The organism is Microcoleus sp. CZ3-B2 (assembly GCF_036705055.1).
Taxonomy (GTDB): Bacteria; Cyanobacteriota; Cyanobacteriia; order Cyanobacteriales; family Microcoleaceae; genus Microcoleus.
On sequence record NZ_JAUBTN010000003.1, the window covers coordinates 13,706 to 39,095 of the forward strand.

General features: G+C 46.3%; 20 protein-coding genes. 7 read left to right on the forward strand and 13 right to left on the reverse strand.

What is annotated here, in order from left to right; all coding sequences use genetic code 11:
- Positions 1-20 precede the first annotated feature (20 nt).
- Positions 21-587 carry a diheme cytochrome C gene (locus QUA97_RS01890; protein ID WP_333192556.1) on the forward strand — a complete coding sequence of 189 codons (567 nt, stop codon included), beginning with the start codon at positions 21-23 and terminating at the stop codon, positions 585-587.
- Positions 588-789: 202 nt separating this feature from the next.
- Here QUA97_RS01890 and ppc read toward each other — a convergent pair whose 3' ends face one another.
- Both ppc and QUA97_RS01900 read right to left on the reverse strand, forming a co-directional pair.
- Positions 790-3,909 carry a phosphoenolpyruvate carboxylase gene (gene ppc / locus QUA97_RS01895; protein ID WP_194070317.1) on the reverse strand — a complete coding sequence of 1,040 codons (3,120 nt, stop codon included), beginning with the start codon at positions 3,907-3,909 and terminating at the stop codon, positions 790-792.
- A gap of 479 nt (positions 3,910-4,388) precedes the next feature.
- Complete coding sequence (locus QUA97_RS01900; RefSeq protein ID WP_194070318.1) at positions 4,389-4,613, reverse strand: hypothetical protein; 225 nt, start codon at positions 4,611-4,613, stop codon at positions 4,389-4,391.
- Positions 4,614-4,867: 254 nt separating this feature from the next.
- Between QUA97_RS01900 and QUA97_RS01905 the strand changes: the two genes are divergently transcribed.
- From QUA97_RS01905 to QUA97_RS01915, 3 genes are all read left to right on the forward strand, one after another.
- Complete coding sequence (locus tag QUA97_RS01905) at positions 4,868-8,434, forward strand: hypothetical protein (protein WP_333192559.1); 3,567 nt, start codon at positions 4,868-4,870, stop codon at positions 8,432-8,434.
- 342 nt (positions 8,435-8,776) lie between these two features.
- Positions 8,777-8,920 (forward strand): hypothetical protein, encoded by a 144-nt coding sequence (locus QUA97_RS01910; RefSeq protein ID WP_194070321.1) that lies wholly within the window; start codon positions 8,777-8,779, stop codon positions 8,918-8,920.
- A gap of 302 nt (positions 8,921-9,222) precedes the next feature.
- Positions 9,223-12,096, forward strand: coding sequence for a zinc-dependent metalloprotease (locus tag QUA97_RS01915; protein ID WP_194070323.1), 2,874 nt, complete (start codon positions 9,223-9,225; stop codon positions 12,094-12,096).
- A 153-nt stretch (positions 12,097-12,249) separates the two neighbouring features.
- Here QUA97_RS01915 and QUA97_RS01920 read toward each other — a convergent pair whose 3' ends face one another.
- The 9 genes from QUA97_RS01920 to QUA97_RS01960 form a co-directional block, all read right to left on the reverse strand.
- The gene (locus QUA97_RS01920) at positions 12,250-12,492 is read right to left on the reverse strand and encodes a DUF4926 domain-containing protein (RefSeq protein WP_333192563.1); all 243 of its coding nucleotides are present in this window, start codon (positions 12,490-12,492) and stop codon (positions 12,250-12,252) included.
- 7 nt (positions 12,493-12,499) lie between these two features.
- Entirely contained in the window at positions 12,500-12,835 is a 336-nt protein-coding gene (locus tag QUA97_RS01925) for a DUF6883 domain-containing protein (protein ID WP_333192566.1), read from the reverse strand.
- A 37-nt stretch (positions 12,836-12,872) separates the two neighbouring features.
- Positions 12,873-15,215: a tetratricopeptide repeat protein gene (locus QUA97_RS01930; RefSeq protein ID WP_333192570.1), complete on the reverse strand. Its 2,343-nt coding sequence runs from the start codon at positions 15,213-15,215 to the stop codon at positions 12,873-12,875.
- A 158-nt stretch (positions 15,216-15,373) separates the two neighbouring features.
- Positions 15,374-15,856, reverse strand: coding sequence for a hypothetical protein (locus QUA97_RS01935; RefSeq protein WP_333192572.1), 483 nt, complete (start codon positions 15,854-15,856; stop codon positions 15,374-15,376).
- A 186-nt stretch (positions 15,857-16,042) separates the two neighbouring features.
- Positions 16,043-16,399, reverse strand: a complete 357-nt coding sequence (locus tag QUA97_RS01940) for a DUF5615 family PIN-like protein (protein ID WP_333192575.1) — start codon at positions 16,397-16,399, stop codon at positions 16,043-16,045.
- Positions 16,399-16,644, reverse strand: coding sequence for a DUF433 domain-containing protein (locus QUA97_RS01945; protein ID WP_333192577.1), 246 nt, complete (start codon positions 16,642-16,644; stop codon positions 16,399-16,401). The genes QUA97_RS01940 and QUA97_RS01945 overlap by 1 nt, the downstream gene beginning before the upstream one ends.
- Positions 16,645-16,744: 100 nt before the next feature.
- Positions 16,745-16,984: a hypothetical protein gene (locus QUA97_RS01950; RefSeq protein ID WP_333192579.1), complete on the reverse strand. Its 240-nt coding sequence runs from the start codon at positions 16,982-16,984 to the stop codon at positions 16,745-16,747.
- A 175-nt stretch (positions 16,985-17,159) separates the two neighbouring features.
- On the reverse strand, positions 17,160-18,137 hold the full coding sequence (locus QUA97_RS01955; RefSeq protein WP_194070150.1) for a heme o synthase: 978 nt from the start codon (positions 18,135-18,137) through the stop codon (positions 17,160-17,162).
- 175 nt (positions 18,138-18,312) lie between these two features.
- The gene (locus tag QUA97_RS01960; protein WP_333192583.1) at positions 18,313-19,227 is read right to left on the reverse strand and encodes a COX15/CtaA family protein; all 915 of its coding nucleotides are present in this window, start codon (positions 19,225-19,227) and stop codon (positions 18,313-18,315) included.
- 456 nt (positions 19,228-19,683) lie between these two features.
- Between QUA97_RS01960 and QUA97_RS01965 the strand changes: the two genes are divergently transcribed.
- Both QUA97_RS01965 and QUA97_RS01970 read left to right on the forward strand, forming a co-directional pair.
- Entirely contained in the window at positions 19,684-21,117 is a 1,434-nt protein-coding gene (locus QUA97_RS01965; RefSeq protein ID WP_333192586.1) for an ABC transporter substrate-binding protein, read from the forward strand.
- Between the two features lie 239 nt (positions 21,118-21,356).
- A complete protein-coding gene (locus tag QUA97_RS01970) occupies positions 21,357-21,461 on the forward strand; it encodes an element excision factor XisH family protein (protein WP_194070144.1) in 105 nt (34 codons plus the stop codon).
- A gap of 177 nt (positions 21,462-21,638) precedes the next feature.
- On the opposite strand, the gene QUA97_RS01975 is transcribed toward QUA97_RS01970, so the two are convergent.
- Together QUA97_RS01975 and QUA97_RS01980 are read right to left on the reverse strand one after the other, a co-directional pair.
- Positions 21,639-22,022 carry a hypothetical protein gene (locus tag QUA97_RS01975; protein ID WP_194070142.1) on the reverse strand — a complete coding sequence of 128 codons (384 nt, stop codon included), beginning with the start codon at positions 22,020-22,022 and terminating at the stop codon, positions 21,639-21,641.
- 92 nt (positions 22,023-22,114) lie between these two features.
- A complete protein-coding gene (locus QUA97_RS01980; protein ID WP_194070140.1) occupies positions 22,115-24,613 on the reverse strand; it encodes a glycosyltransferase family 2 protein in 2,499 nt (832 codons plus the stop codon).
- Positions 24,614-25,014: 401 nt separating this feature from the next.
- Here QUA97_RS01980 and QUA97_RS01985 point away from each other — a divergent pair, with 401 nt between their 5' ends.
- Entirely contained in the window at positions 25,015-25,296 is a 282-nt protein-coding gene (locus tag QUA97_RS01985; protein ID WP_333192593.1) for a transposase, read from the forward strand.
- The last annotated feature ends 94 nt before the right edge of the window (positions 25,297-25,390 follow it).

Here is a 25,390-nt window from a genome sequence, read left to right on the forward strand (position 1 = left end):
GCCTGAAGGCATAAAACACCATGAACCACAAAATTCACCTCAAGCGTCGCTTTCGTGGCTGGGTGAGGCTTTACTCAACGTTGCTAGTGTTGATAATTGTCTGTTGTACCGGAGGTGGATGGATGGCAGCACAGACTGCCGGCTCCCACACTCCCGCGCTCCTGGCTCAAATTTCTACAGTGGAAGATATCGGCACTGTCGATCGCATTCCCGAAGCCTACCAACTCGGACAGCAACTGTACCTCGAAAACTGCGCCACCTGTCACATAGGTTTACCGCCCCAAGTATTGCCAACAGAAACCTGGCGCAGGTTGTTGCAAGACCCCGAACACTACGGACAAACCATCAAACTGCTAGTAGACCCGCCCCGCCTCCTAGTGTGGAACTACCTGCAAACTTTTTCGCGTCCCCAAGCCAAAGACGAAGAACTCGCCTACCGAGTCGCCAGTTCTCGCTATTTCAAAGCTCTGCACCCCAAAGTCAAAATGTCACAACCAGCAAATCTCAGCAGTTGCGTTACTTGTCACCCCGGTGCATCTCAATACAATTTCCGCAAGCTTACCCCGGAGTGGGAAAACTCCCCGTAGTAAAAATTAAGTTCGATCGTGGGAAAGAGGCGGACAGTCGTCCTCACATACAAACCTGTCAATATTAGTTTGTAGTGAGGACTTTATTCCTCTAAAAAGCCGGAATAAAGTCCGCACTACAAACCTGTCAATATTAGTTTGTAGTGAGGACTGTATTCCTCGGAAAAAGCCGGACTAAAGTCCGCACTACAAAACTATTTCCCTAGCCAGTATTCCGCATCCCCGCAGCAATACCATTAATCGTCAACAGCGCACCCCGCAACAATTCACCCTTGCTGTAACGCGAGTGAATCACCCCCGGAACTCCGCCATTACCGTGCTGCCGCAAGCGTTTCAGCAGCGAAACCTGCAACAAACCCAAAGGCACAATCGTGGCATTTCGCAACTGTACAGATCGCTGCAAAGACGGATCTCCGTCTAACAAATGCTCGTGTCCGGTAATAGTTAAAACTAAATCCCGAATCAAGTAAAATTCCGCCGCAATTTGCTCGTATAAAGCCTTGAAACGCTCCCTGTCCGCCGGCAAACCTAACTCTCGCACGTAGTGATCGGCAATCTGTAAATCCACCTTAGATAAAGTCATTTCGACCTTAGAAATTACCATTCTAAAAAATGGCCACTTCAAGTAGAAATATTGCAAAAGTTTTAAATGTTCTTCCGGTTCTTCCAGCAAAAACTCTTGCAAAGCTGTGCCGACACCGTACCAAGAAGGCACTAAAAATCGGCTTTGAGTCCAGCTAAACACCCACGGAATTGCTCGCAAACCGCTGATGTCTTTCTTTCCGCCGCGACGGGCCGGACGAGAACTAATTTGCAACTGACTGATTTCTTGTATCGGGGTAACGTGATGGAAGAAATCAACTAAATCCGGCTGTTCGTAAATTAAATGACGGTAGTGCGATCGCGATTTGACCGACAATTCCTCCATAATCTGATTCCAAGGGTCGATCCCGTCAAAACCAGCGTGCAGCAAGCTAGCTTGAATTACCGCCGCCGCCACAGTTTCCAAATTGTAAAGCGCCAACTCCGGTAAAGAATATTTAGAAGCCAAAACTTCCCCTTGTTCGGTAATCTTGATTCGCCCGCTAATACTCTTTCCTGGTTGAGCCAAAATCGCCTTGTAAGCAGGCCCGCCGCCACGCCCTACAGAGCCGCCCCGGCCGTGAAAAATCCGCAATTCCACACCGTGTTTTTCGGCCACCGCTTGCAAAGCTTTTTGAGCTTTCTGAATTTCCCAATTGCTGCTGAGGAAACCAGAATCTTTATTGCTGTCGGAATAGCCCAGCATCACCTCTTGCAATTTGATTGGGTGGATTTGGTTTGGTGGATTTTGTTCGCTCTTTTCCGCTACTTCCTGGGCGTATCCTCCCGCTAGCAAAGCCCGATAAAGCGGCAGATCGAATAGCTTCTGCATTACTTCTGGAGCTTTTTTCAAATCTTCGACGGTTTCAAACAGGGGCACTACTTGAATGGTGCTAATTCCTGTCGCGGGATCGTACATTCCCGATTCTTTTGCTAACAGCAAAACTGCCAGCAAATCGCTGACATCGTGGTTCATGCTGATGACGTAAGTTTGACAAATTTCTGGGCCAAACTCCTGCTGCATTTGTCGCAAAACTCGGAAGGTATTAATTGTCTCGCAAGTTTTGGCAGAAAATGGCAGTTCTGTGGGAATTAAAGGGCGACGAGTTTGCAGTTCGGTGGCGAGCCAAATAGTTCGCTCGCATTCCGACATTTGATTGTAAGATTTGGGCAAAATTTGCAAGTATTCCGCAATTTCGCTCAAAGTGTCGGAGTGTACTGTGGACTCTTGGCGGATGTCTAGGTAAGCCAAGTTAAATCCGTAAATTTCTACTTGACAAAGCAGATTTTCTAAGTCCCGACAGCTCAAACCTGTTTCGACTAAATTGCGTTCGATTAACTGCAACTCTGCTAAAAACTCAGCGCCCGATCGATAAATGCCGGTCAAGACTGGTTGTTCCGACAAAGCTTCGCGCTCGCGCTGCGACTCGTCTCCTTTGTACAGCCGCCAATTGCGATCGCGCGTATTTTCCAGTCGCTGCAGCACGTAGGCCAGCTTCAAGCGGTAAGGTTCTTGACGGTAGCGGATCGCCCACTGTTCGTAAACATCGGGAAATTCCGATTTGTCGCGATCGAGAGAGTCGAGCAATTCCGGCAATACGTCGCTCCAGTGCAGCGACAAACTCAATAATTCGTTGAGCCGCTTCACCGCATTGATATACTTGCACATCACTAAATGGCGCTGATAGCAAGCAGTTTGCCAAGTAACTTTCGGGGTAACAGAAGGATTACCATCTCTGTCGGAACCCACCCAAGAACCGAACTTGCAAAAATTGTAACTAGGCGGTTTCAGGTAAGGGTAAGAAGCGTGCAGCGCTTGCTTTAAGCGGTGGTAGAGTTCGGGAATAGCATCAAACAGCACTTCGTCGAAGTAGTGGAGAGTGTACTCCACCTCGTCAAGCACAGTTGGTTTGAATTGGTGCAGCTCGTCAGTACGCCACCAGAGGCGAATTTCTTCCATCAGTTGCTCTTGGAGATTCGCCGCTTCCCAGCAAGACACCGGATAGGGGCTTTCAGAGTTCGCGCCCATTCCCTGAAATTTCTCGTCAACTTGGTCTAGTTTTTGGAGAATCTTCGCCATTCGCCGCTGCTTGGTGCGGATCGTGTTGCGGACAATTTCCGTCGGGTGAGCGGTAAATACTAGGCGGATGTCCAACTGATCGATCAAGCGCTGGATTTGCTGGCTAGGTACGTTCAAGCGCAGCAGCATGGGGAACAATTCGTGAAATGTTCCGGCGTCTTTAGTAATCGCCTCGCTGCTGTCTGCACCGCGAGGAGCCGTTTGGGCTGGGCCTTCCCTGTGCCGCGGGCGATCGGGCGCATCTTTTGCTTGTCCCGGCAGCTTAGCAAACATTCGCCCGCCAGCGTCGTTGCTGCCAGTGTAAGCTAGCTGTTGGTCTCGCTGTTCGTAGTGCTGTTCGACAATGTTGATCAACTGAAAATACAGCGCAAAAGCCCGCGCGGCCCGGATGGCGGCGTTGAGATCGAGCTTTTCGATTAGCTGTACCACATTCGATTCGCGAAAGTTAGTGGCTTGTCCCTCGGAGGAATTGAACGATCGCATTTGTTGGAGCAAATCTACCAATTCCTGCCCGCACTCCTGTCGGATCACCGATTTCCACAAGTCCTCTACTACTTTGAGGCGATTGCGTAGAAACAAATCTGATTTTGAGTAAGCGGCAGAATGGGGAATAGATGTTGCATCAATAGCCTGTTCTGAAGATTGGAGGACTGAACTCATCGGGCTGTTCCTCAATTGCTGCGGGTGTCTAGAAAATTGTATGGTTTAGTTTCGCCTAAAATTCTTTTCTTTGCCGTCAAATTTGAGACAACTTATACAATTTACGATTTACGATTTACGATTTGCGATTGCTGATAACTTTTGACTGTCAGGCTTTGGATCGGCGACAAGATGCCTTTCCTTCTGTTTTGAAACTAATCATCTGGTGCGAAGGTACGCTATGCAGAAGCCACCTATGTATAGAGCCTTTCTGTGCTCTCATAGGAGGTACCCGACGGGCATAGGGCATTGAGCATTGGGCATTGGGCATCTTGTCCGAAGAGCGAAGTCGAAGGGTGGGCAGTGGCCAAACAGGGCATACCTCACCACGCTGGAGAACCGCTATAAAATAGGAGCAAAGACCAATTTCAATATCACAAACTTTACCGATTGTCAAGCTTTCTGGTAAAAAAATTAACTGCGAGCTTCTGTCGGGCTGTCTACTGCTGCGATCGAGGAAATTGGAGCACCGGGAGGCGCGATCCCCGAAATACTTCTTCGCTTTCAATGCCGATGGACCGCACAAACTCAGCAGCAGCACTGGCCGCCAGCAAGCCGCCCAGCATCGGTAAGGCGAGCGAACTCAATAAAATATCTGAGGGAATTGGTAACTTTGGACTGTTGGGTGTTTGATTTTTGGGCAAGTCTTGGTTTTCCGACGGCATAAATTCTCCTGTATTATTTATTAATTATCCCCAGTTTACAGCAGAAGGAAGGAGGCTTGACTCGTCACCGGCCAGGTGAGCAAGAGCCGACTTTTTTCGCAGCCTGCAAGCCAACAAGAGTCTGCACCAAGTCCAGCCGACGAATTAATCTCGCGAAACGGTTTACACTCGGCAAAGAAAATACTTGTATGTAAAACTTGTAAACTGTGCTATCTGTAGAAAACAAAACCAGCCTTGACGAAATTTAAAGTCCCATGTTGAATGCGAACGGGAGTATATTGGCAGACAATCGATCGGCCGCGTCGCAGTGGGCGCAAGAAGCTTTAGGGCTTCCTGAAGTGCAGGTACAAGCTCGTTTGCGCGGAAATCATCTGCATATTCTGTGCGAAGCAGCGCAGTGTCCGTCTCAGGAATTGGTGACGGCGAGATTTACGCGCGCGATCGAACAAACTGATTTAACGCGACTGTTGCCAGAGCAAGCTAAAATTTACCAGTTGTTTCTGTGCGGACGCAAACTCGGTTCCAGACAAAATGATTGGACAGTCCGGCTTGATTGCAGCAGTATCAAAGAGCAACAGCGACAGCAGCAACAGCAACAGCAACAGCAACAGCAACAGCGACAGCAACCAAAAGTTTCCCCAGTGGCGCAAGCAAGTCCCCCCGACGGCGAACCGCCAACAAGTCCTAAAAAGGGCGGATTCTTTGGCAAATTCAAAAATGACAACGGCAAACTAAAACAGAAACCTGAACCGGTAGAAACCCCGGCCCAACCGCCACAGGTGCGGGAAGAACTCGATTTTGACGTAGAAAGTCTCCCCATCGCCTCCCGCATTGAATATCCAGAGGTTTTTGAAACTGCTCCGGTGACGATCGACACTTCGGCCGCAAAAGAAGCTTTCAGTACCCCAAAAGCCCCGCACAAGCCGGAAAAATCATCGACAGTGCAAGGAAACCGAGGCGCGGTGGCTTTAATTCAATCCCCCGAAACAGACTTTGGCGACAGCGATAGCGGTGGCACGTTGACGGTTTCGCCGGAAAGTTTGGCGCGCTTGGGCTATCCAGATGCGATCGCCAGCTATCTCAGCGAAATCCTCGGGCCGATGGGAGTTTCGGTGAAAGTCAGCATTCGCGAAAAAGAACTCAAAACCAGCCGGGAAACGCTGCAATCGAATCCAGAGGAAAATCTCAAGCCCAAGAAACGGCGGCTGCTGGTGCTGTGCGAGTCAGCCTACAGCCCAGACCCCTCCTTGCTAGCAGAACCGATCGCCGGCAGGCTGCGGAAACTCAAACTAGAAGGTTTCGTAGAAGCAGCCATCGGCAGCCAAGTTGCAGGCGAAGCAAAGCCGGACTGGGTGCTGCGGGTGGATTTGACCCCACCGGACACAATTCTCAAAGAATGGGCTCGCTGGGGAGACGTACAGTCGATCGCCAAACTGCTCAACCAACACTTGGCGACATCGAGAGTCGAAGTGCGCGCCACCCTCAAAGAAGCAACCCTGCATTTGTTTTGCAGCAAAACTGCCAAAAAAGGACAAAAACTTAAAAGGCAAGAGTACCCAGACAAGCAGCCAACCACCGAGGCGATCGCCCCAATGCTTGCCTCCTTCGCGCCCCAAGGCATCCGCGCCGCTGCGATTTACGGCGTCGAACCAGTAACCGACAGCAAGACGGAACCAGAGTCGCCGGTGTGGATCGAATGGGTGGACTTGCCTGCGGCCCACCACCCAGACTTAGCTGCTAGCCCCAGAGCATTGGCGGCCGAAGGCGACCAATTAGCCTTGACTTTTTTGCTCAACAGGTTTCTCAATCCCAATCTGAAGCGCAAGCTCGAAACTGGAGGGATTCGGGCTGTGGCCATGCACAAAGCCAACGTGCTGCACGTCATGACTGAAGCTCTGACTTGCCCTTCTCAATCGAAGGTAGGGCCGCCGGTGGTTAAATTTTTGCGGCAGCTACAAATTCCGGGAGTGGCTGCAGTACGAGTCTACGGACGCCGTGCCGGGCAGAAACTGCCTTTGTGGCGCTACGGAATCGACCTCCGGGCGGCAGTTGACGAGCCATCAATGCAGGCTCCGGCGATCGCACCGGCTCCCTCGCAACTGGCGGTTATGGAAAAGGAAGCGGTGCCGGAATTTGCGGTGGCGGAAGATGGGAGTTTTTCCGATTTGGCCGACAATTTGGTGTTTGATGCTCCGGCTGCTGACTCCTGGCGCAGCGGCTTCAAAATCGCGCTCCCAGGATATAAGCTGGGCGAGCATTTGGTTCAAGCTGCAGTGCAACCGCTTGTGGCTTCGGGTTTGTTTGTTCTGGGCGGCGGTTTGTCCACTGTGCCGGTGCGGGATGGTGCGAAAGCCGATCGCGCGGCTCGAAAGGCTTTGACTTGGGCGATCGCCGGTTGTCTGCTGACTTTCAGTACCGATTGGTTACTCGGTCAGTTCCTGCCATCTGCGACGGTTAGTCAAGCTCCTAGCGCCTCGGAAGTTTGCAGCGACCCGAATTGTCAAAATTCATCTCCCAAGCCTTTTAGCGACGCTCAAACCTCGCTCTCTAGCGCCGAATCTCCTAGCTCAGATACCTCTGCTGGAGAGGTAAATTTGCCTCAAATCCCGTTGGAGCCATCGCCCTTACCGAATCAGGAAGAGGCTTTCAACGGTTCTGGGTTTACAAAACCGGGGAATAATAGCGTTCCTGTAGCGGATGTTTCTACACTTCCGGTGTTCCCGACTTTGAGAAGCGAGCAGCTAGACAAACAAATAGCGCGCTATCAAGAGTACATCCGCGAACACCAAAAACCGCCGGATATCTTGATTGTAGGCAGTTCGAGGGCTCTGCGGGGTATCGATCCGGCGGTTTTGGAAACTGCTTTGGCATCTGGGGGTTATCCGGGGCTGAAGGCTTACAATTTTGGGGTGAATGGGGCTACTCTGCAGGTTGTAGATTCGATCGTCCGTCGGATTTTGCCGCCGCAACAATTGCCGAAATTGATTGTGTTGGCGGATGGGGCGAGGGCTCTCAACAGCGGGCGGCCGGATTTGACTTTTAGTGCGATCGCTTCTTCGGAAGGTTACAGACAATTGTCTCGGGGCAGTTTTCTTGTCCGCACCACTCAATTAGAATCTCCAACATCAAAAGAAACCGCCAGCAATCCGGTGGCGACTGCGGGTGAATTGGTGCAGAATTTGGAACAAAGTCAAGTTAAGGTTCAGCAAATGTTGAGTCAAAAGTTGATCGAGAGTTCTGCAACTTACAAAAAGCGCGATCGGCTGAAGGAGTTTTTGCGATCGATCGCGAATCCCTCCGCCCCTATTGCGATCGCCACCCCCCAAACCGCTGGAGAGAAACAAACAACTGAAAAACCCCAGCCTGTTGTTGCGGGTAAAAAACCAAGCGATTTTCAACCAAACGGCTTTTTGCCGATCGACATACGCTTCAATCCCGATACTTACTTTCAAAAACATCCGAAAGTATCTGGCTATTACGACTCCGACTATCAGGATTTTCAATTGTCAGGGGAACAAACTGTAGCACTCAAAAATCTGATCGAATTTAGTAAAGTTCGCAACATCAATCTCGTGTTTGTGAATATGCCCCTAACTGTCGATTATTTAGACCCAGTGCGGGCTGCTTACGAACAAGAATTCCGGGAATATATGCAACAATTAGCAGCTCAAACCGGACTAATTTTTCGAGATGATAGTTTATTGTGGCCCCAGGCGCGGGAATCTTTTTCCGACCCCAGCCACCTCAACCGTTACGGTGCGGTTGCAGTTTCTAAGCGGTTAGCTCAAGATCCGATGATTCCCTGGCCGGCGAAGAGGTAATGAAAGAGTTTTGAGTTATTTTAGAAGTTAGCTCGTCTCCGCTGTCGCTACCGCACTAAACTTCGTTCGATCGACAGCAACGTGAGTTTTCCTCAAAACCAGAGGACTTGCACTCCTCTCGATGGAACCTCTGAATTGCGGGTAATTTAGGAGCGAAAACTTAATAACTTGGCGTTGCTGAATACAAATATGAATTCAAGATTTCCCAATTGCTATAAGCCAAGTATGGTGAGCTTTGTAACATCAAGCAAAAAGTTGATTCATTTAGAATCAGCAACGCCTTTTTTTACCGCAGAGGGCGCAGAGAGCGCAGAGAGAAGAGGGAAGAGAGGTATTATGGTAATGTCAAATCCAGTACAATCAGCACGATCGAATTTCTCTCCCCTTTCTCTGATTCCTCTGCGTTCTCTGCGGTTATATCTTTTAGATATTAAATCTGGCGTTGCTGAATACAAATATGAATTCAAGATTTCCCAATTGCTATAAGCCAAGTATGGTGAGCTTTGTAACTTCAAGCAAAAAGTTGATTCATACGCCAGAATCAACAATCAACAGTCAACAATCAACAATCAACAGTCAACAATCAACAATCAACAGTCAACAATCAACAATCAACAGTCAACAATCAACAGCCAACAGTCAACAGTCAACACTCAACAGTCAACATTCAACAGTCAACATTCAACAGTCAACATTCAACAATCATGTCGATTGTACAACTGGAATCAATATAACTCCTGCGATACGACAATCTCAAAACCATCATTTCCCGCAGCGGAATACTAAACATGAAAAGATTGACATTTCCTAAAATTAGCAAAAATATACAGATAAAAAGTCCCCGAAAAAATCTGCCTTTAATATTTTTTATATTATCTCTAGCATTTTTCCTGTTTAGTTTGTATAAAGGTTTATTTTTACATTGGGCTTTATCAGCGCCGCCCCCCGGCAAAGAACAAACTAGCCAACAGCAAGATCTACAACCTTTCGATCAAGTTGTCAAAGATGCCCAAAAGTTAGAGGGATTGTTTACCCTTTACCGCAATCAAGCAACTAATAAAGTTTATCTCGAAATTACACCGCAACAACTAGACAAAAAGTTCCTGTGTTTCGTGACATTGGCCTCTGGTTTGGGGGAAGGTGGCATTTTTAGCGGATTGCCGATCGGCGATTTCTTGTTTCAACTGCGGCGAGTCCAAAATAACGTGCAGTTTGTCATACCCAATATTAATTTTCGCACCAGTCCGGGCGATCCGCAAGCGGGTTCGGTGGAAAGGGCATTTAGCGAGTCTATCCTCTATTCTTTGCCGCTCAAAAGCATTCATCCCCAAAGGCAAACTCTGCTGATCGACTTAGGCGATTTGCTGATGAGCGACAAGCGCGATTTACCTGGGATAAAAGCAATTTTACCGATGATTTTGGGCGCTTCTTACTCGATCGATGAAGACAAATCTTATTTTAAAGATGTGAAAGCGTTTCCGCTGAATGTAGAAATTGCTTCTATGTACGGTTTTTCCAGCGATAATGACAGTGCGGTTAACTATTTACCTTCGATTCCCGACAGTCGGGCTTTTAACCTCCGCATTCACTACAGTTTCTCGGAAGTGCCGATTAATAATGGCTACCGCCCCAGACTTGCAGACGAGCGAGTTGGCTATTTTCTGACAACATATAAAAACTTTTCTGACAAGAGCGGCCGCGATCCTTTTGTGCGCTATATTAATCGCTGGCATTTGCAAAAGCAAATCCCATCCGCGCCGATGTCGCCTCCGGTGCAGCCAATCGTGTTTTGGATTGAAAATAATGTGCCTGTAGAGTACCGAAATGCTATTCGCGAGGGCATTTTGGAGTGGAATAAAGCTTTTGAAAAAGCAGGTTTTATTGAGGCAATTCAGGTCAAACAAATGCCGGACAATGCTAAATGGGACCCGACAGATGTCCGTTACAATACTATTAGGTGGTCTAGTTCTTTTGAGTCGGATTTTGCAGGCATTGGGCCGTCTCGCACTAACCCGCTGACGGGGGAAATTTTGGATGCTGACATTCTATTGGATGCTGATATCGTCCGGCAAATTAAACAGGGCTACGGCTTTTTGGTGGAACAAAATCGATCGCTAGCGAAGAGTTTTCAAGGGAAAAATGGCTCTAATACGAGTCCTTGTCAGTTCGGAATATATTCGCGTTATTTGAATGTTCTAGAAAATGGGGATTTGGGAAAAAGCAGCGGAGAAAATTCTCAAGGTGGAATTGCTGATGATTTGCCGACTTTGGTGGAAAGATATCAAGAGCAAAAACGAGATCCCTTGTCGCGCTTGATGTCGAGTTCGGATATGTGTTTTGGGTTGGAATCGAGCAGGCAATTTGCGATCGGGGCAATGTCGGTGAATCTGTTGGACAATGCACCACCTAGCAGTACGGCGACGGACAATTATGTGAATCAATATATCCGATTTTTGACATCCCACGAAGTCGGTCACACTCTCGGTTTGAGGCACAATTTTCACGGCAGTACGATGCTGCAACCGGATGAGTTGAACAATACTCAGATAACTCGCACTAAGGGTTTAACTGCGTCGGTGATGGATTATCTGCCGATTAATTTGGCACCTCCGGGAACTGTGCAGGGCGACTATTATCCAACGATTGTAGGGCCTTATGACGATTGGGCGATCGAGTACGGTTACAAAGTTCTTGGGGGCACAAACCCCAACAGCGATTTAAGGGCGCTGCAACAAATTGCCAGCCGCGCGGGGGAACCGCAATTAGCTTACGCGCCGGATGAGGATACTGTTGACAATCTCGATCCGGCTGCTAATACTTTCGATCTCAGCGGTAATATGCTGACGTATTCGCAATGGCAAATGGATAATGCTAGGGCGATGTGGAAGCGTTTAGAAAAGCGAATTCCGGTTGGGGAAGAGGGTTATAACGAACTGCGGGTGATGTTTGATTCGCTGTTTGGGTATTATGTCAATCAGGTGATGAATGCTACTTTGTATGTCGGCGGACAGTCGTTTAATCGGATTCGTCCGGGAGATAGTAATGGGAAATTGCCGTTTGTGCCGATCGCACTTTCTCAGCAGCGAGAAGCTTTGGCTACATTGGACAAGTACGTATTTGCCCAGGATGCTTTTAGTTTTGCGCCGGATTTGCTGAATAAATTAGCACCTTCGCGTTGGGATCACTGGGGAAGTCCGGCTTTGGTGTTTCCTCTAGATTACCCGATCGGCGATCGAATTACTTTTTTGCAGCGGTTTGTACTGCGGGTTTTGCTATCTCCCACGCGACTGGCGCGACTGCGGGATGTCGAGTTAAAATCAGCACCGGAAACTGCTTTGAGGTTGCCGGAATTGTTCGATACTTTGCTTCATGATATTTGGAAAGAGGTTTTGCAGCCGGAAAAGAAGATGCAAATTTCAACTTTTCGGCGTTCTTTGCAGCGGGAACATTTGGCAATTTTGATGGGAATGGTGCTGCGAAAAACCAGTGCTCCTGAAGATGCGCGGACTCTGGCGTGGTACGAGTTGCGGCAGTTGCGGGAGGGTTTGAGCAAAAGTATTCGGAATTTGGATCGGAATGCGGATGCTTATACGCGGGCTCATTTGGAGGAAACGCGCGATCGAATTTCTAAGGTTTTGAATTCGCAGATTCAGTCGAATTAATTTGGGGGTTCAGAAACGGGGTTTTTACGATAATATTTCGTTAGAGCATTGAAGATTTGCTCAAAAACCCGGTTTCTGAGAATCTCAGTCAAGTTAAAATAATAGCGATCGCCCATCAATATAATAATAGTGTAATGACTGTCTTCATGTAGGTTAGGCATAGGCAGGAAGTGGCTCATAAACGAGTTGCATGAGTTTTTCTGAGGGAACAGTTTCCATTGCATAGGTATTGCCTTGAGCATCGGCAAAATCTACTAGATAAGCGCGATCGTCAAAGCTCATCAGAATCGTGCCAACTTGTCCGGGGCGGAGCAAAATTGGCTCAGAGGTTTCTTTATGGATTGCCTGAATTCCTTCGGTCAAGGCAACAACATCGTAGTCGTGTAACGTCATCATAGTATCATCACTTATTGACAGGATAGGTATTAGTTAACCTGGGAAAGTCTTCATCGGTGCGAATCATCCAACATGACAGCAACCAAGAGCTTCCCGTTTCTGTGGTCATGAAAAATTTGACATCATACTGGGTTCCATAGTTGTCTATTTTATAAATTTCTGCCTCTTTATTGACCGCAGATTCTAGTAGAGCGACTTCTAAAATAACTTTGTTTTCTAGTGTAATTCCCAATCGATTTCTAAACAAGATGGCTTTGTCTTTTCCTTTGGGATGTTGCATATTTAGTGAGTATCGCTCAAGCTTGTCGCCAAGCAGCGCCTTTTCTCCGTTGGGTAGTTTCATCTGTCGAAATGGTATAAGTCACTTGGCTGGACATGAATCAAGCTTGCGTCTCCTCCATTTTTAATTTTTCATTCTCAATTTTTAATTGTAACGCCTCACACTCTGCCGCCAACGGAATGCCCAACTCCGTCGCCAGCGCTAACGCTTGCTGACAATACTGCTGCGCCACCTCCACCTCACCCAGGGCTTGATGAAGTTCTGCAAAATTTTTGAGGGCTGTGGCTTCATTAGCTCGATCACCAATTTCTTGAAAGAGCTCCAGCGCTAACTGGATGTTAGTTAAGGAGTCTGAACACTGCTCCAGTTTGAGTTGAGTTACCCCTAGATTAACAAGTGCAATCCCTTCACCCTGTCGATTTCCAATCTCTTGTGCAATTTTCAAGTATTGCTGATGGAAATCAAGCGCTCGATCATATTGTTTTAGTGCGTAGAACACACGACCTAAGTCACCTAAAACATTACCTTCACCTGGACGATCACCGATTTCCTGGGTAATCTTCAGATGTTGTTCATGAAAATCAATAGCGCGCTGATGCAATCCTAAGTTTCTGTATGCAAGCCCTAGATTACCAAGAGCATTACCTTCACCTATTCGATCACCAATTTCCCGAGTAATTTTCAAGTATTGCTCATTGAAATTAATAGTTCTTTCGTATTGACCCAGATGAAAGTAGGCATTCCCCAATCCACACAGCGTATTTCCTTCTCCATAACGAGAACAAAGTTCTTTAGCAATCGTTAGTCCTTGCTGATACGAATTAATTGCCTGTTCATACAGACCCAAATTATTGTACGCAAGTCCGAGGTTTCCTAACGAAACCCTTTCACCATGACGATCGTCAATTTCTCTAGCAATTTCTAGACTTTTTTCCTGATACTCAATAGCTCGTTTATATTGTCCCATACTGTTGTATACAAGCCCAATATTTGTAAAAGCAGTTCCTTCGGCTAAACGATTTTTAACTATTTGCGATAATCTAAGACTACGTTCTTGAAAATTAATTGCCTGAACGTATTTACCCAAAAAATAGCATGAGTTACCCAGCCTTCTCATGCAAATTATTTCATCTTCTATACTTAATTGATTGCTTATTCGCTGGTATTCAAAAATCACTTCTCGATAGTTTCCCCAAGTCTGTAACTGTACTCCCACTTCTTTGTCGAGTAAAATTGTTTTGGCGGCAGTCCAATCTTCGATCTCACAGTAATGGTGAAAGGCTTCTAGATCGCCACGTAGGGTTTCCAGGTTAGGTGCATCAAAGGGCGGTTCGTAGTCTGTAAGCCAGCAATGGGCGGCTTGGCGTTCAGCAGTTTTCCAAGTCTCCACATACTGTCTTAGTGAATCATAAGCAACATAACAAATGAGATTATGCTGACGAATCAAATTATGATTTTGTGCTTTCTCCCTTTCAACCAAAGCTCGATCGCACAGTACCCGATAAGCCTCTTTCTGCCGACTGACCGAGCGATCGCCAATCATCGCCAACCAAAACTTTTTGGGAACCGGGCGGCGAAACACCGCACTGCGACAGAGTAAATCCAGAGCATCCGCAGAAAGTTTTTCTAAGGATTTCTTGATGCGTTCTCGAACTTTGCGATCGAGGGCTTCGTTGTATTCCGTTTCATCCAAGCGAGTGGTTTGTAGTTCCCTCGCAACTTGCTCAAATTCTGGTTGATAAACTTGCCAATAGCCGGAAACATCGCCTGCAAATTCCTGCAAAATATCTTCAGCAATCACCTTCAAAACCAGTGGATGACCTTCATATATCTTGGCGATGCGGGTGAGGATGTCTTGGTTAGAAGGTTCGACAACTACATTACGTTTGGCAAAGAATTCCAGTTGTTCTAACTGCAACAGCCCATTCAGTCGGTATTCTGCCCAAGTATTCGGGTAGCGATCGCTAAATTCAGCCAGTTCCGTGGGAATCGCTTGCGCCGTCAATACCAAACGGCTGACTACATTGGAATGGGTGAGGAAACGCTGAAGAAAATTTGCCCAATAAGCATCAACAAATTCAGTCGGCTGTTCGGGATTTAGCAAGCGTTCCAACGAATCCATTTGAATCCAATAGGAATGAGATTGCAGCTTTTGCAAGAGTCGTTTCGCTAACCGATCGGGATTATTCCGTTCCTGGGGATCGAGTTCGCGATCGCCCAATTTAGCTAACAATTCAGCAGCAACAGAGGCAAAATCTGGGCTTTGTCCCTCCAGAATTTCCAGATAAATCCATTCAAACGATCGCTCTTTCTCCCAGGCTTTACTCGCCAGACATTCTCCCAACGTCGTTTTGCCAATCCCAGAAATACCCTTAATCCACAACAACCGAGTCTGTCCTTGTAATTTTGGCAGAAGTTCTTCAACGATCGATTCACGCCCCACCCAAGTTTGAGGATTGTAGGTCGAAAAATTAGGGAAGAGGAGAGATTGAGAATGAGAATGAGAAACAAGATTAGCACTACTGGCATCATTGAGAATAACACTCGTAGGAGTGAGTTCTGTCTGCGATCGCCCCGAATTGCTTGGTAGCGAAGGGGCTATTACTTTTTTGCTAGTACCCTAGACCATCCTCTGAAGGTGGGGAAATATGTTTGCAGAAAATTTTCCGTATCAATTTCGGCCTCGTAGGATAGGTTCACAAATGGTGGCATCAATGAGAGCATCCCTTTGAGTTTGGCAGCCGCAGGTGTTCCGGGTTTACTGACTTCAGCATAAATCTTTTGTAACAAATCCAGAATTTCAGGTGAGTATTGTGGATTATGTTGTAGAGGTTCGACCCGCTCCACAATCTCTACGATCACCTTCTCTGCTTCTGAATCCGCAATCTCAAACATTGCCGATCGCTCCACCAAAATCTGCCAATATTCAATTTCAAACGGGCGCATCTTGTCCTTCAAGTCGTCAATTTGCAGTTCGAGGGTCGCCCAGTCCTCTGACCGAGCTGATGTCAACGCATTTTCCTTCCCGTCTAATTGTTTACGAAAACGGGTTAAACTCTTTTCAACTTGAGGCAGGCGATCCATTGACATATGTAAACTCCAAGGACTTTAGAACCACTGTTTTTGTTTTACTATATCACCTGCGTAATGTCCGCAAAGTTTTACAGAACTTCTGAAAATTACATTTTTACAACTTCTCTATCCCCAAACTCACACCGCGATATAATTCTGCGATCGCCACAACTGCAACAGCAATCGCTATTTCAAAAACTACGGTAGCGGGCGTTGACGAATTTGATCGCGATCCACCACCGTAAACCGTTCCTCAAATTGTAATCCTTCGATTTGTAATAAATTCAACAATATTGATGCTGGTTCTTCCGGTGTGTGAGGACGAAACCGCAAATAAATGACACCTCTTGGCGATCGCAACCGCAAGCGATAAATGAGTTCGCCGTAATCGCGATCGAAGGTCAAAATCACCCGTTGTTCATCTGCTGCACGAGCCAAAACCTCGTAATCCTCAATTCCTGGAGAATCCTCGGTAACAGAAGCGACTTCAAGATCCGCTTGTCGTAGAATTCGTACACTCAGAAGTGGAAAGTTTTCATTTGCCAGAAACCGCATTAACTTGCCTCAGCAAACAGTAAAGGCGTGTAAAATACATCTTCTTTGAGGCACTCCGCCGCGAAAGCAAACACTGCTTGGATAGATTCAGGATTAAGCGTTGGGTAGTTTTCTAGAACTTGTTGCTGCGTCCAACCTTCTGAAAACACCCCTAGAACAAACTCTACTGATATTCGTGTTCCCTTAATTACAGGCTTACCAAGCAGAATTTTAGGATCTGAGTGAATGTGTGCTTTCCAGTTCATAACCAGTTCACCTCTATGGGGTTTTCATCTACTATGAGTATAGTTAAGATTTTAAAATTAACTGTCACTGTCTTTAAAGGTTCATCAAGGATGGTGTAAGTCATGCCGATTTATTTGCCCGCCCGGCCATGTATCGATCGAAAGTTGTGTAGTCTCCCGCTTTGTAATCAGCACGGGCAGCTTCAATTTCGGCAATGTCTTCTGGAGAATCTTCCTCATTCGGGAATAGTTCAGCTTCCAAAAATTCCCAAATCTTGTATCTTTCAGCAATTCCCAGCGACGAAATAGCTTCCAGCAATGATTGGAATGAGATGTCTATTTTCACGGTATTCTCAGCCATCAGAACTTTATTCCACTTTTTCTTTTACACTTTTACTCACTCTTTTTTTAACCGCAGATTCATGCAGATTAACGCAGATTAACGCAGATGGGATAATGACTATTGCCACTATTTTACCATAAACAAAACCCGCAAGGTGCGGGCTTTATTTTAAGAACTTCAATTTAACAGAAGACTACATCACAACTGTACTAATCAAAGTTTGCACATTTTGCACAACAGCAGCAGTAAAATTGTGAGTCGCGGGCAAACTATCAACCACGATTCCGGCACACAATAGCATCAGGTACAGAATAGAGTATTTAAAGAGCGATCGCGCAACGTTCTTATCCTCTGGAGTCTGCAACAGCAACCAAGCCTTTTGAGCAAAAATAGCACCGAGGAAAATCGCAGTACCCGCATACACCGGGCCCGCTAAATTCAGCGGATAGACTAGCAGCAAAGTTGTAGGAAGCATCAATAAAGTGTAAATCCAAATTTGGCGGGCTGTCTCTTCGTCGCCTTCAATTACTGGCAACATCGGTACGCCTACTCCCTCGTATTCATCGCGAATCATCATTGCTAGCGCCCAAAAATGCGGCGGTGTCCACAGGAATATAATCCCAAATAGCAGCCACGCACCCCAACTCAAATCTCCTGTCACCGCAGCCCACCCAACTAAGGGAGGAATCGCCCCTGCAGCACCGCCAATGACGATGTTTTGCACGCTGTGGCGCTTCAGCCAGTGGGTGTAAATTAAGACGTAGAAAACTATGCCGGACATTGCTAACAAAGCTGCTAATAAGTTGGCGACAACTGTTAGCAATGTAAAGGATATTGTCGCTAGGACGATCGCAAATATCAAAGCATCCCGCTTCTTGACACGCCCCGAAGGAATCGGCCGCCACCGGGTGCGCTCCATGATATAGTCGATGTCGCTGTCGTAGATGCAATTAATCGTATTCGCCGACGCGGAAGCCAAAGCGCCTCCGGTAATAGTTGATACCAGCAATAGCGGATCTACTTCTCCCTTCGCAGCCATCCACATTCCTGCTGATGTGGTAATTAACAGCAGCAATATAATTCTCGGTTTTGTTAGTTGGTAGTAACTTTTCGCGACTTGCCCAAGGTTTTCGTGGAGGCGGGGGCTATTGTTTGTAAGAACTTCTTGCATTGGTGATTAATTGTTAGTTGTTAGTTGTCAGTTGTCATTGGTTCCTAGGGGCGGGTTTTACGCGAGATATTTGCTGTAGGTAAAAGCATTAATAAACCCACCCATCTTAGTCTGTGCAGGCGGACTTTGTTTGACAAGGAGCGGTTTCAACCGCCGATTAATCAACCCGCCCATTTCAAGCTGATAAAACCCGATCGCGCCACGCTAAAATGCTAAAAGCTACCAAGGTTCCCAGCAAGGCTGCGCCGACTGCTTGGTGGGCGACTGTCAGCGGTTCTACTTGAAGGTGCAGCCGGAAAGTTGCCAATCCCAAAACTAATTGAGCAATCAGACAAACACTCGCCCAATTTCCTAATTTTCGCAAGTTTGAATTCAGTGCTGGTTGTCGCCAAGCCATGACTGTTACTGCTAAAGTTGCTGCAGTAGCGGGTACGATGCCGGCGATGTGGCTGTTCATTACCGAACACAATTCTGACGAACCCAAACATTGATGTAGCGCCCATCTGGAGCCGACTAACGCTCCTAGCAGGCTTTGCAGGTAAACTAACAGTGCCGCGATCGAACTTACCCATGCTAATTTGCCTGTATTGCCTGTAGCTTCGTAGGGTGTCAGCATAAAACCGATCGCCAGCAGGCTGCAAAAAAACAGTAAAGCGGTTCCCAAATGAGCGGTAACGATGTCAAATCTGAGCAGTTGTGTTACAGTCAAGCCGCCCAATACGCCTTGAAAAACTATTAAAAATACTGCCCCAGCACTGGCAAACGGCACCCATGAAGGCAGGTGGCTGCGGTAGAACACGGAGAGTCCTAAAAGGGCGATCGCGCTTAAGCCAATTGCCGCTGCGTCCAATCGGTGAAACCACTCTAGAAATACCTGCAAATTCATCTGTGCTGCGGGTATTAATTGACCGTAGCACAGCGGCCAGTCCGGGCAAGCGAGCCCCGCATTCATCACCCGCGTAGCGCTGCCTACAGCCATCAACAGCCAGGTTGCGATCGCAATTTTCCACACTAGGCCGCGGATAATATCTTTTGGCTGCCACTGCACTCCTACTGCTGCGTTTGGCTCCTTTAAAATTGAATTTGCCATGAAATTTACCTTAGCCTTTGTTATCGATCGAGCTTAATTAAATATTGAGGTTTTGCTTGGGCCCAGCTTAGCCGAGCTTAACACTCTTTTTCTCTGACCAACCGTCATTTTTACTACCTTAGCGACTCTTTTATCCAATTAGTTTGTCTTTAGATATTTTTCAACTTTCCTGTTTATATTACAAAAGATTGCAGGATTTTTGCTAAACTTCAAAAAACTTTAATCTTTTACCTCCCTCCTCGATCGCTGACAACTCTCCCGCTGCCTGAGTTTCGCCGAAAAATAAAGATATAATTAAGAAAAACACAAGATGAAATAATTGTGATAGAACCAGTTGAAAAGTGTTTGCCAAAGACTAAACAGCATAAAAAAATTATAAAATATCAGTTGTATCCCGCTTTCTGCCTTCTTGCCGAGCGTTTGAATCTCAAGCCTAAAATATAACACTGTGCAGCCATGTCCCAAAAAAACGAAACCGCTGTTTTAGCATTATCGCTCCTAATTACGATCGGGCTAGCCGGCACAGGTATTTGGTGGCTGACAAGCCGCGGCGGCATCAATCTCGGAGGTTCATCATCCCAAAATCCGACAGTTTCTAAGTCCCAGACGGGCAATTCCCCGCAGTCAGAGCAAGCAATTGGGCAGCGTCTGAGTGCCGGACAAAAACTGTTGATTTCCGATCGAGCAACCACAACCAAACAAGCAGCAATACAGGCTTACGCATCTGGAAACTATAACGCAGCTATTTCCGATTTACAAGCTTCGCTCAAAACCAATCGCAACGATCCCGAAGCACTAATTTACCTCAACAACGCCCGCATCGGCGATCGAAAATCCTACACAATTGCCGCAGCGGTTCCCATTGGTACGGATATCAATGCCGCTTTAGAAATTCTGCGGGGTGTCGCTCAAGCTCAAAATGAAATCAACCAAAGCGGTGGCATTAACGGTACTCCATTAAAAGTGCTAATTGCTAACGACGACAACAACCCAGAAATTGGCTCGCAAATTGCCAGCGCTTTGGCAAATAACTCGGAAATTTTAGGAGTAATCGGACATTTTGGTTCCGACACCACCCTAGCAGCCAGCAAGATTTACCAGCAAAATCAATTAGTAGCAATTTCTCCGACAAGTACGTCAGTCCAGCTTTCAGGAATTGGTAGCGATATATTTCGGACAGTACCGAGCGATAGGTTTGCAGCTAATGCTCTTTCCCGCTATATGCTGACCAAATTGCCAAAGCAAAAAGCGGTGATATTTTTTAATTCTGCCAGCAGTTACAGCAAATCTTTAAAAGATGAATTCACGACGGCAGTTTACGGAGATGGCGGACAAATAGTATCGGAATTTGACTTTGCTAAGGGCAATTTTAATGCTGCCGAGAGTGTTAAAAGCGCGATCGCCCAAGGAGCAGAAGCGATCGTATTAGCAGCCGATACAGCCACGCTAGACAAAGCTTTGCAAGTAGTGCAAGTAAACGCCCAACGCCTGCCATTACTAGCAGGAGACAGCGTTTATACTGCTAAAACACTGCAAGTCGGCGGCGCGGCAGCCACAGGTATGGTGCTGGCTGTTCCTTGGCATATTCTCGCAGATCCGCAGTCAAATTTTCCCGAAACATCCAAACAACTTTGGAATGCAGAAGTGAGTTGGCGCACGGCTTTAGCCTACGATGGGACAAAAGCATTAATTGTCGGTTTAGAGCGCGATCCGACTCGTACCGGGATTCAAAAAGCTTTATCAGCATCAGATTTTTCGGCAACAGGAGCATCGGGCCAGATTCGATTTTTACCTTCGGGCGATCGCAATCGAGCCGTTCAGTTAGTAATTGTTAAACCCGGAAATCGCAGCAGTTACGGTTACGATTTTGTGCCGCTACCCGCTTTGTAAACTATTTGCGATCGCGAAAGGTAGATTATAATATTCATTGGTAAGTTCTAGGGCTGGTCAAGCAGAAATGCTTACAAGAGTTATATCAATTCCGGCTGCACCGGAATGATATAGAGGACACGGCAGTGCCGTGTCCCTACCACGATCGATTGTAGGGACACGGCACTGCCGTATCCTCCGTTTCTTTATATCATTCCGATGCTAACGGAATTGATATTATCCGCAACTAGAAAACTTGTATGGTAAAAGATCGGTTTCATGGTGTTGTTAAGACTGGTTTACAAAAGGAAGGTTGGCAGATTACGGCTGACCCCTATCAAATTAATGTTAGAGAAACCATTTGACATCTTTGAGTTTTTGGGTTGGGTGACGAGAAATATAAAGATCAACTGGTTTCTGAGATTTACGCGGGCGAAAAACCTGGTATTCTTGGAGTTTTTGGTTGGGTGACGAGAAATATAAAGATCAACTGGTTTATGAGATTTACGCTGTCTGAGACAAACCGGGTTTTTGACCTAATTTTAAAGAGAATTTACCACAATAATACCTTTACCGGGGCCTTCCTTAATTTCAACCCTAGATACTTGTCCACTACCGGCATAAAATGTTATTTCTGCTTTTGATCGAGATGGCATTGATTCCCAAACACCATCGTTTGAAAACTCCAGATTAGTTATGAACCCATCATCCCAGCGAATTGTAATTTTGTTGGAATTCTGCTTAATCGAACAGCCTATTGTTTCTGCTTGTGGTTGATTCTGTCCGTAAAAACTGCATTTAGAGCGATAATTCTCAGGATAGCTTTTGGTTTCGGCTTGAACACCGACACTCAAACCAGTGAAAGATGCTAGGAGCAAATTTCCCACCAAAACTGCTTTATAAAACAAAGATGAATTGAGTTTCATGGATTGGGTAATTTTGCTAAAAATAACTAACTTTATGTTACTACAATAATCAGACTGTGAGATGTAAATCACGATCTAACACTGAGATGTGGTTAAACTTGCGAAACCCCGATCGCCCTAACCGATCTGTTTCTCTCAAAAACAGCCCTCGGTTTCAAAGCAATTCTCAACAACAGCCACAGCGATCGCCATTCTCCCGGAGTTTCTTGCCGCTTCCACTGGCCGGGGCGACAGTACAGCATTTCGATCAAACAGCGGCGCTGACTAACACTCAGGCGATCGAAGGCAATTCGCACAGTCGGAAATTCCGCAAAAGTGCACCCAGCAGCATCCCGAAAACTCGACTCCAACTGAGATTTATCGCCAACCAACTCAATCTTAGCCACAGGAATAAAACATTTCTCTTCCATAATTTCCAGAGTCGCCGACTCGCAATCAATCAAAAATGCTCTCAAACTAGCCTCAGTGTCCAACTTTAAAACAGGCGGTGCCAGCCAATTTCTCGCTTTAACTGCTGTGGGAGCGATCGCTCTTATTTTACCCTGCGATAAACTTGTTTGAACGGCATAGTTGGGGAGCATTTCTGCTGCGGCAAAACTCTCATTACCTTCTTTACCTTTCACCGCAAAACTCGGTCGCTTTGTCAGAGCAACTTCAGCGCCACTTTCCGAAATTACAGTAGTTATTCCCCACAAAGTTTCACCGCCCACATTCAATTGTACAACCCTCCGTAAATTGAACCATTCATAAATATCCGGCTTAGGAATATCCACCAAAATCAGCAGCGCTATCCCCAGCATCAACAGGTTATAAACGCTCCAAATCCAGCCCAAACTCACACCTTTTAACAAATCAGCAGTCTCGGATACTGTCTGTACGCTGCTCCAGTTTCTAACTAAATTAATGTTTAAATTGTGCCACAAACTGAATGCTGTTGCGGCGAACAAAACAATCAAAGGCCATCCCAAATTCCAGTTAAAATTAAAGCGATCGCTCGCTATTCCCTTCGGTGTCACCTTAAACCCTTTATCAAAGGGCTTGACCATGGCACTGACCACCGTTACTGCTAAAGGAATACACTGAACAAACGAGTATACATCCGAAAGCAAAGCCGATCGCGATCTGCGGTTCAGCCAAGAAAAAACCGTAACTTGCACCAAATAGTAAGGTAGGAAAAAGTACAGCAATTCCCGCGCATTTGTCCGCAAAGGAATTATACCCAAAAACGAATAGGCTAAAGGCATCAACAGAAACAAAACCCTGGTTAAACTGGTAAACCAGTGCAGCAATCCTTCCAAATGAGACAGCCTTTGTACGAATCTGAGTCCGCGAATTGTTAAAGGATTGGAATTAATAAAAAATGCCTGAAGCGTACCTCGCGCCCAGCGCACCCTTTGGGTTAGATGAGCCTCTATATTTTCGGCCGCCAAACCAGCGCTTAATTTTTCATCTAAATAAACTAAGCGATAGCCGGTTGCTGAGAGCCGAATTCCGGTAAAGTAATCTTCGCAGACTGAATCGGTGACAAAGCCTCCCACCGCTTGTAGGGCGCTGCGCCTCACCACAAAAGATGTACCGCAACAAATCACGCTGTCGGCGCTGTCTTTGATTATTTCAATTTGTCTGTAAAATACTTCTTCTTCCGGGGCCAGCACATTTTCTAAACCTAAGTTGCGGGCGATGGGATCGTGGTTGTAAAAGCTTTGCGGTGTTTGAACGAGGGCGATTTCGGGATTCTGAAAAAAGCCTACTGTTCTGGTTAAAAAGTTTTTAGTGGGAATAAAGTCGGCATCGAAAACAACAATTAATTCTCCATCTGTTAGGGATGTGGCGTGATTGATGTTTCCCGCTTTGGCGTGCAGATTATCGGGTCTGGTTATATACTCGCATCCCATTTTTTTTGCCAGCAATTTGATTTCGGGGCGCTTGGTATCGTCGAGTAAATATACTTTTTTGTTGGGATAATCTAAAGCTTGACAGCCGATGACTGTGCGCCGCAAAATAAAAATTGGTTCGTTGTAAGTTGGAATCAAAATATCGACTGTTGGGGCAAATTTTCCCTCTGTAACTGCAACGGCCATGCGATCGGCTTCTCGGCACCTATCTTTGACTCCGAGCATTAAATACAGTTGAATGCTGCTGGTGAAAACCATTAACATTTCTAGGAAAAACAGCCCTAAACTAAATATACCGTTGAGGGGATCGCTTAAATTTAGGGTGGCTAGCGATCGCCACAAAACGTAGCGAATTGTTAAAGCCAAAACTATTGCAACTACCACAGCCCGCGATCGTTTCTGCGGTTGAGGCGAAATTTTCATTGCAGCTAAAGCGGCCGAGACGAGCACGACAGTAGGCACTAACAAATACATCTTGCTCGCAGCGGGTACTTGCAGCCACACAGGCGGGTTTTGCTGCCAAGTATCCATTGTGGCAAAAATGCCGCTGACCGTGCCTTCACGGGCAAACCAGGCTCCGGCGATCGCGCCTGCGAAAGCAACCGCCCCCAAAACGACTAGGGTTGCCGCTGGCATTCGCGAAATCCCCCAAAAGCGGTGTTTCAAGTCTTGAAGGTCAAATCTTGAAGTTGTCATAAAATGTGAAATTCCCGATCGTGCCTGCAAAAGTCAGGGTTTTCTGCTGTCCACTTCCTAATCCCGTGGAAAATACTGACACCCCACTTAACTATAATTTACATTTTTTAACATTTTGACAAAAAAAATGGTAATTCACTGGCCCGCTGGTGGCAAACTGCTCGGCAAGCCCAATCCTGGCCCAGTATAGCAACAGATCCTTTAGATTGTGGGCGATCGAATAACTAGAATAAAATTCCTTTGTAAACGAGGAATTGGATAAAATCCGAATCCAAAGCAAGCTCAAAGGCAAAGGTAGCAGATTTATTGTTCTGAGGAATGGTGTAGATTTAAAAGAAGAGGAGCGGATTAAATCGGCTACAGTTTTAAGTCAATTTAAGCGGATTAAGCTTGTCTAGAAATTGAAAGAAGCATTAAGAGATATTTTTGAAAGTCATCATAGTGTGGAAAAAGGGGGGAAATCACTGCTTGAATGGATTAAGAAAGCACAACCGATTTACAGTGATACCCTAACCATGCTTCGCAATCATCTCGATGGAATTTGTAACTATTTCTTGAGCCGAACAACGAGTGGTGTTAGGTCAGAAATCAACAATCATCTCAAAGTGATTAAGCGTCAAGCCTATGGATTTGTTAATTTTGAAAATTTTCTATCTCGACTGTTAGCTGGCTTTTCTAATTGATTTTTCCGATCGCCGCAAACCAGAATAACCTGAATCTTTACAAGTTAGCTATGGCAGAAATTGAAACCTGGAGCGATCGCCTCCCCAATCTTCC

Coding starts and splice junctions, on each gene's coding strand:
- QUA97_RS01975 (WP_194070142.1), bottom strand. CDS start 22,022: ATGAAACTCAATTCATCTTTGTTTTATAAAGCAGTTTTGGTGGGAAAT.
- QUA97_RS01945 (WP_333192577.1), bottom strand. CDS start 16,644: ATGAACTGGAAAGCACACATTCACTCAGATCCTAAAATTCTGCTTGGT.
- QUA97_RS01915 (WP_194070323.1), top strand. CDS start 9,223: ATGAAAAGATTGACATTTCCTAAAATTAGCAAAAATATACAGATAAAA.
- QUA97_RS01955 (WP_194070150.1), bottom strand. CDS start 18,137: ATGCAAGAAGTTCTTACAAACAATAGCCCCCGCCTCCACGAAAACCTT.
- QUA97_RS01910 (WP_194070321.1), top strand. CDS start 8,777: ATGTCAAATCCAGTACAATCAGCACGATCGAATTTCTCTCCCCTTTCT.
- QUA97_RS01970 (WP_194070144.1), top strand. CDS start 21,357: ATGGTAAAAGATCGGTTTCATGGTGTTGTTAAGACTGGTTTACAAAAG.
- QUA97_RS01940 (WP_333192575.1), bottom strand. CDS start 16,399: ATGCGGTTTCTGGCAAATGAAAACTTTCCACTTCTGAGTGTACGAATT.
- QUA97_RS01935 (WP_333192572.1), bottom strand. CDS start 15,856: ATGGATCGCCTGCCTCAAGTTGAAAAGAGTTTAACCCGTTTTCGTAAA.
- QUA97_RS01905 (WP_333192559.1), top strand. CDS start 4,868: ATGTTGAATGCGAACGGGAGTATATTGGCAGACAATCGATCGGCCGCG.
- QUA97_RS01925 (WP_333192566.1), bottom strand. CDS start 12,835: ATGAAACTACCCAACGGAGAAAAGGCGCTGCTTGGCGACAAGCTTGAG.
- QUA97_RS01965 (WP_333192586.1), top strand. CDS start 19,684: ATGTCCCAAAAAAACGAAACCGCTGTTTTAGCATTATCGCTCCTAATT.
- QUA97_RS01900 (WP_194070318.1), bottom strand. CDS start 4,613: ATGCCGTCGGAAAACCAAGACTTGCCCAAAAATCAAACACCCAACAGT.
- ppc (WP_194070317.1), bottom strand. CDS start 3,909: ATGAGTTCAGTCCTCCAATCTTCAGAACAGGCTATTGATGCAACATCT.
- QUA97_RS01920 (WP_333192563.1), bottom strand. CDS start 12,492: ATGATGACGTTACACGACTACGATGTTGTTGCCTTGACCGAAGGAATT.
- QUA97_RS01960 (WP_333192583.1), bottom strand. CDS start 19,227: ATGGCAAATTCAATTTTAAAGGAGCCAAACGCAGCAGTAGGAGTGCAG.
- QUA97_RS01890 (WP_333192556.1), top strand. CDS start 21: ATGAACCACAAAATTCACCTCAAGCGTCGCTTTCGTGGCTGGGTGAGG.
- QUA97_RS01980 (WP_194070140.1), bottom strand. CDS start 24,613: ATGACAACTTCAAGATTTGACCTTCAAGACTTGAAACACCGCTTTTGG.
- QUA97_RS01950 (WP_333192579.1), bottom strand. CDS start 16,984: ATGGCTGAGAATACCGTGAAAATAGACATCTCATTCCAATCATTGCTG.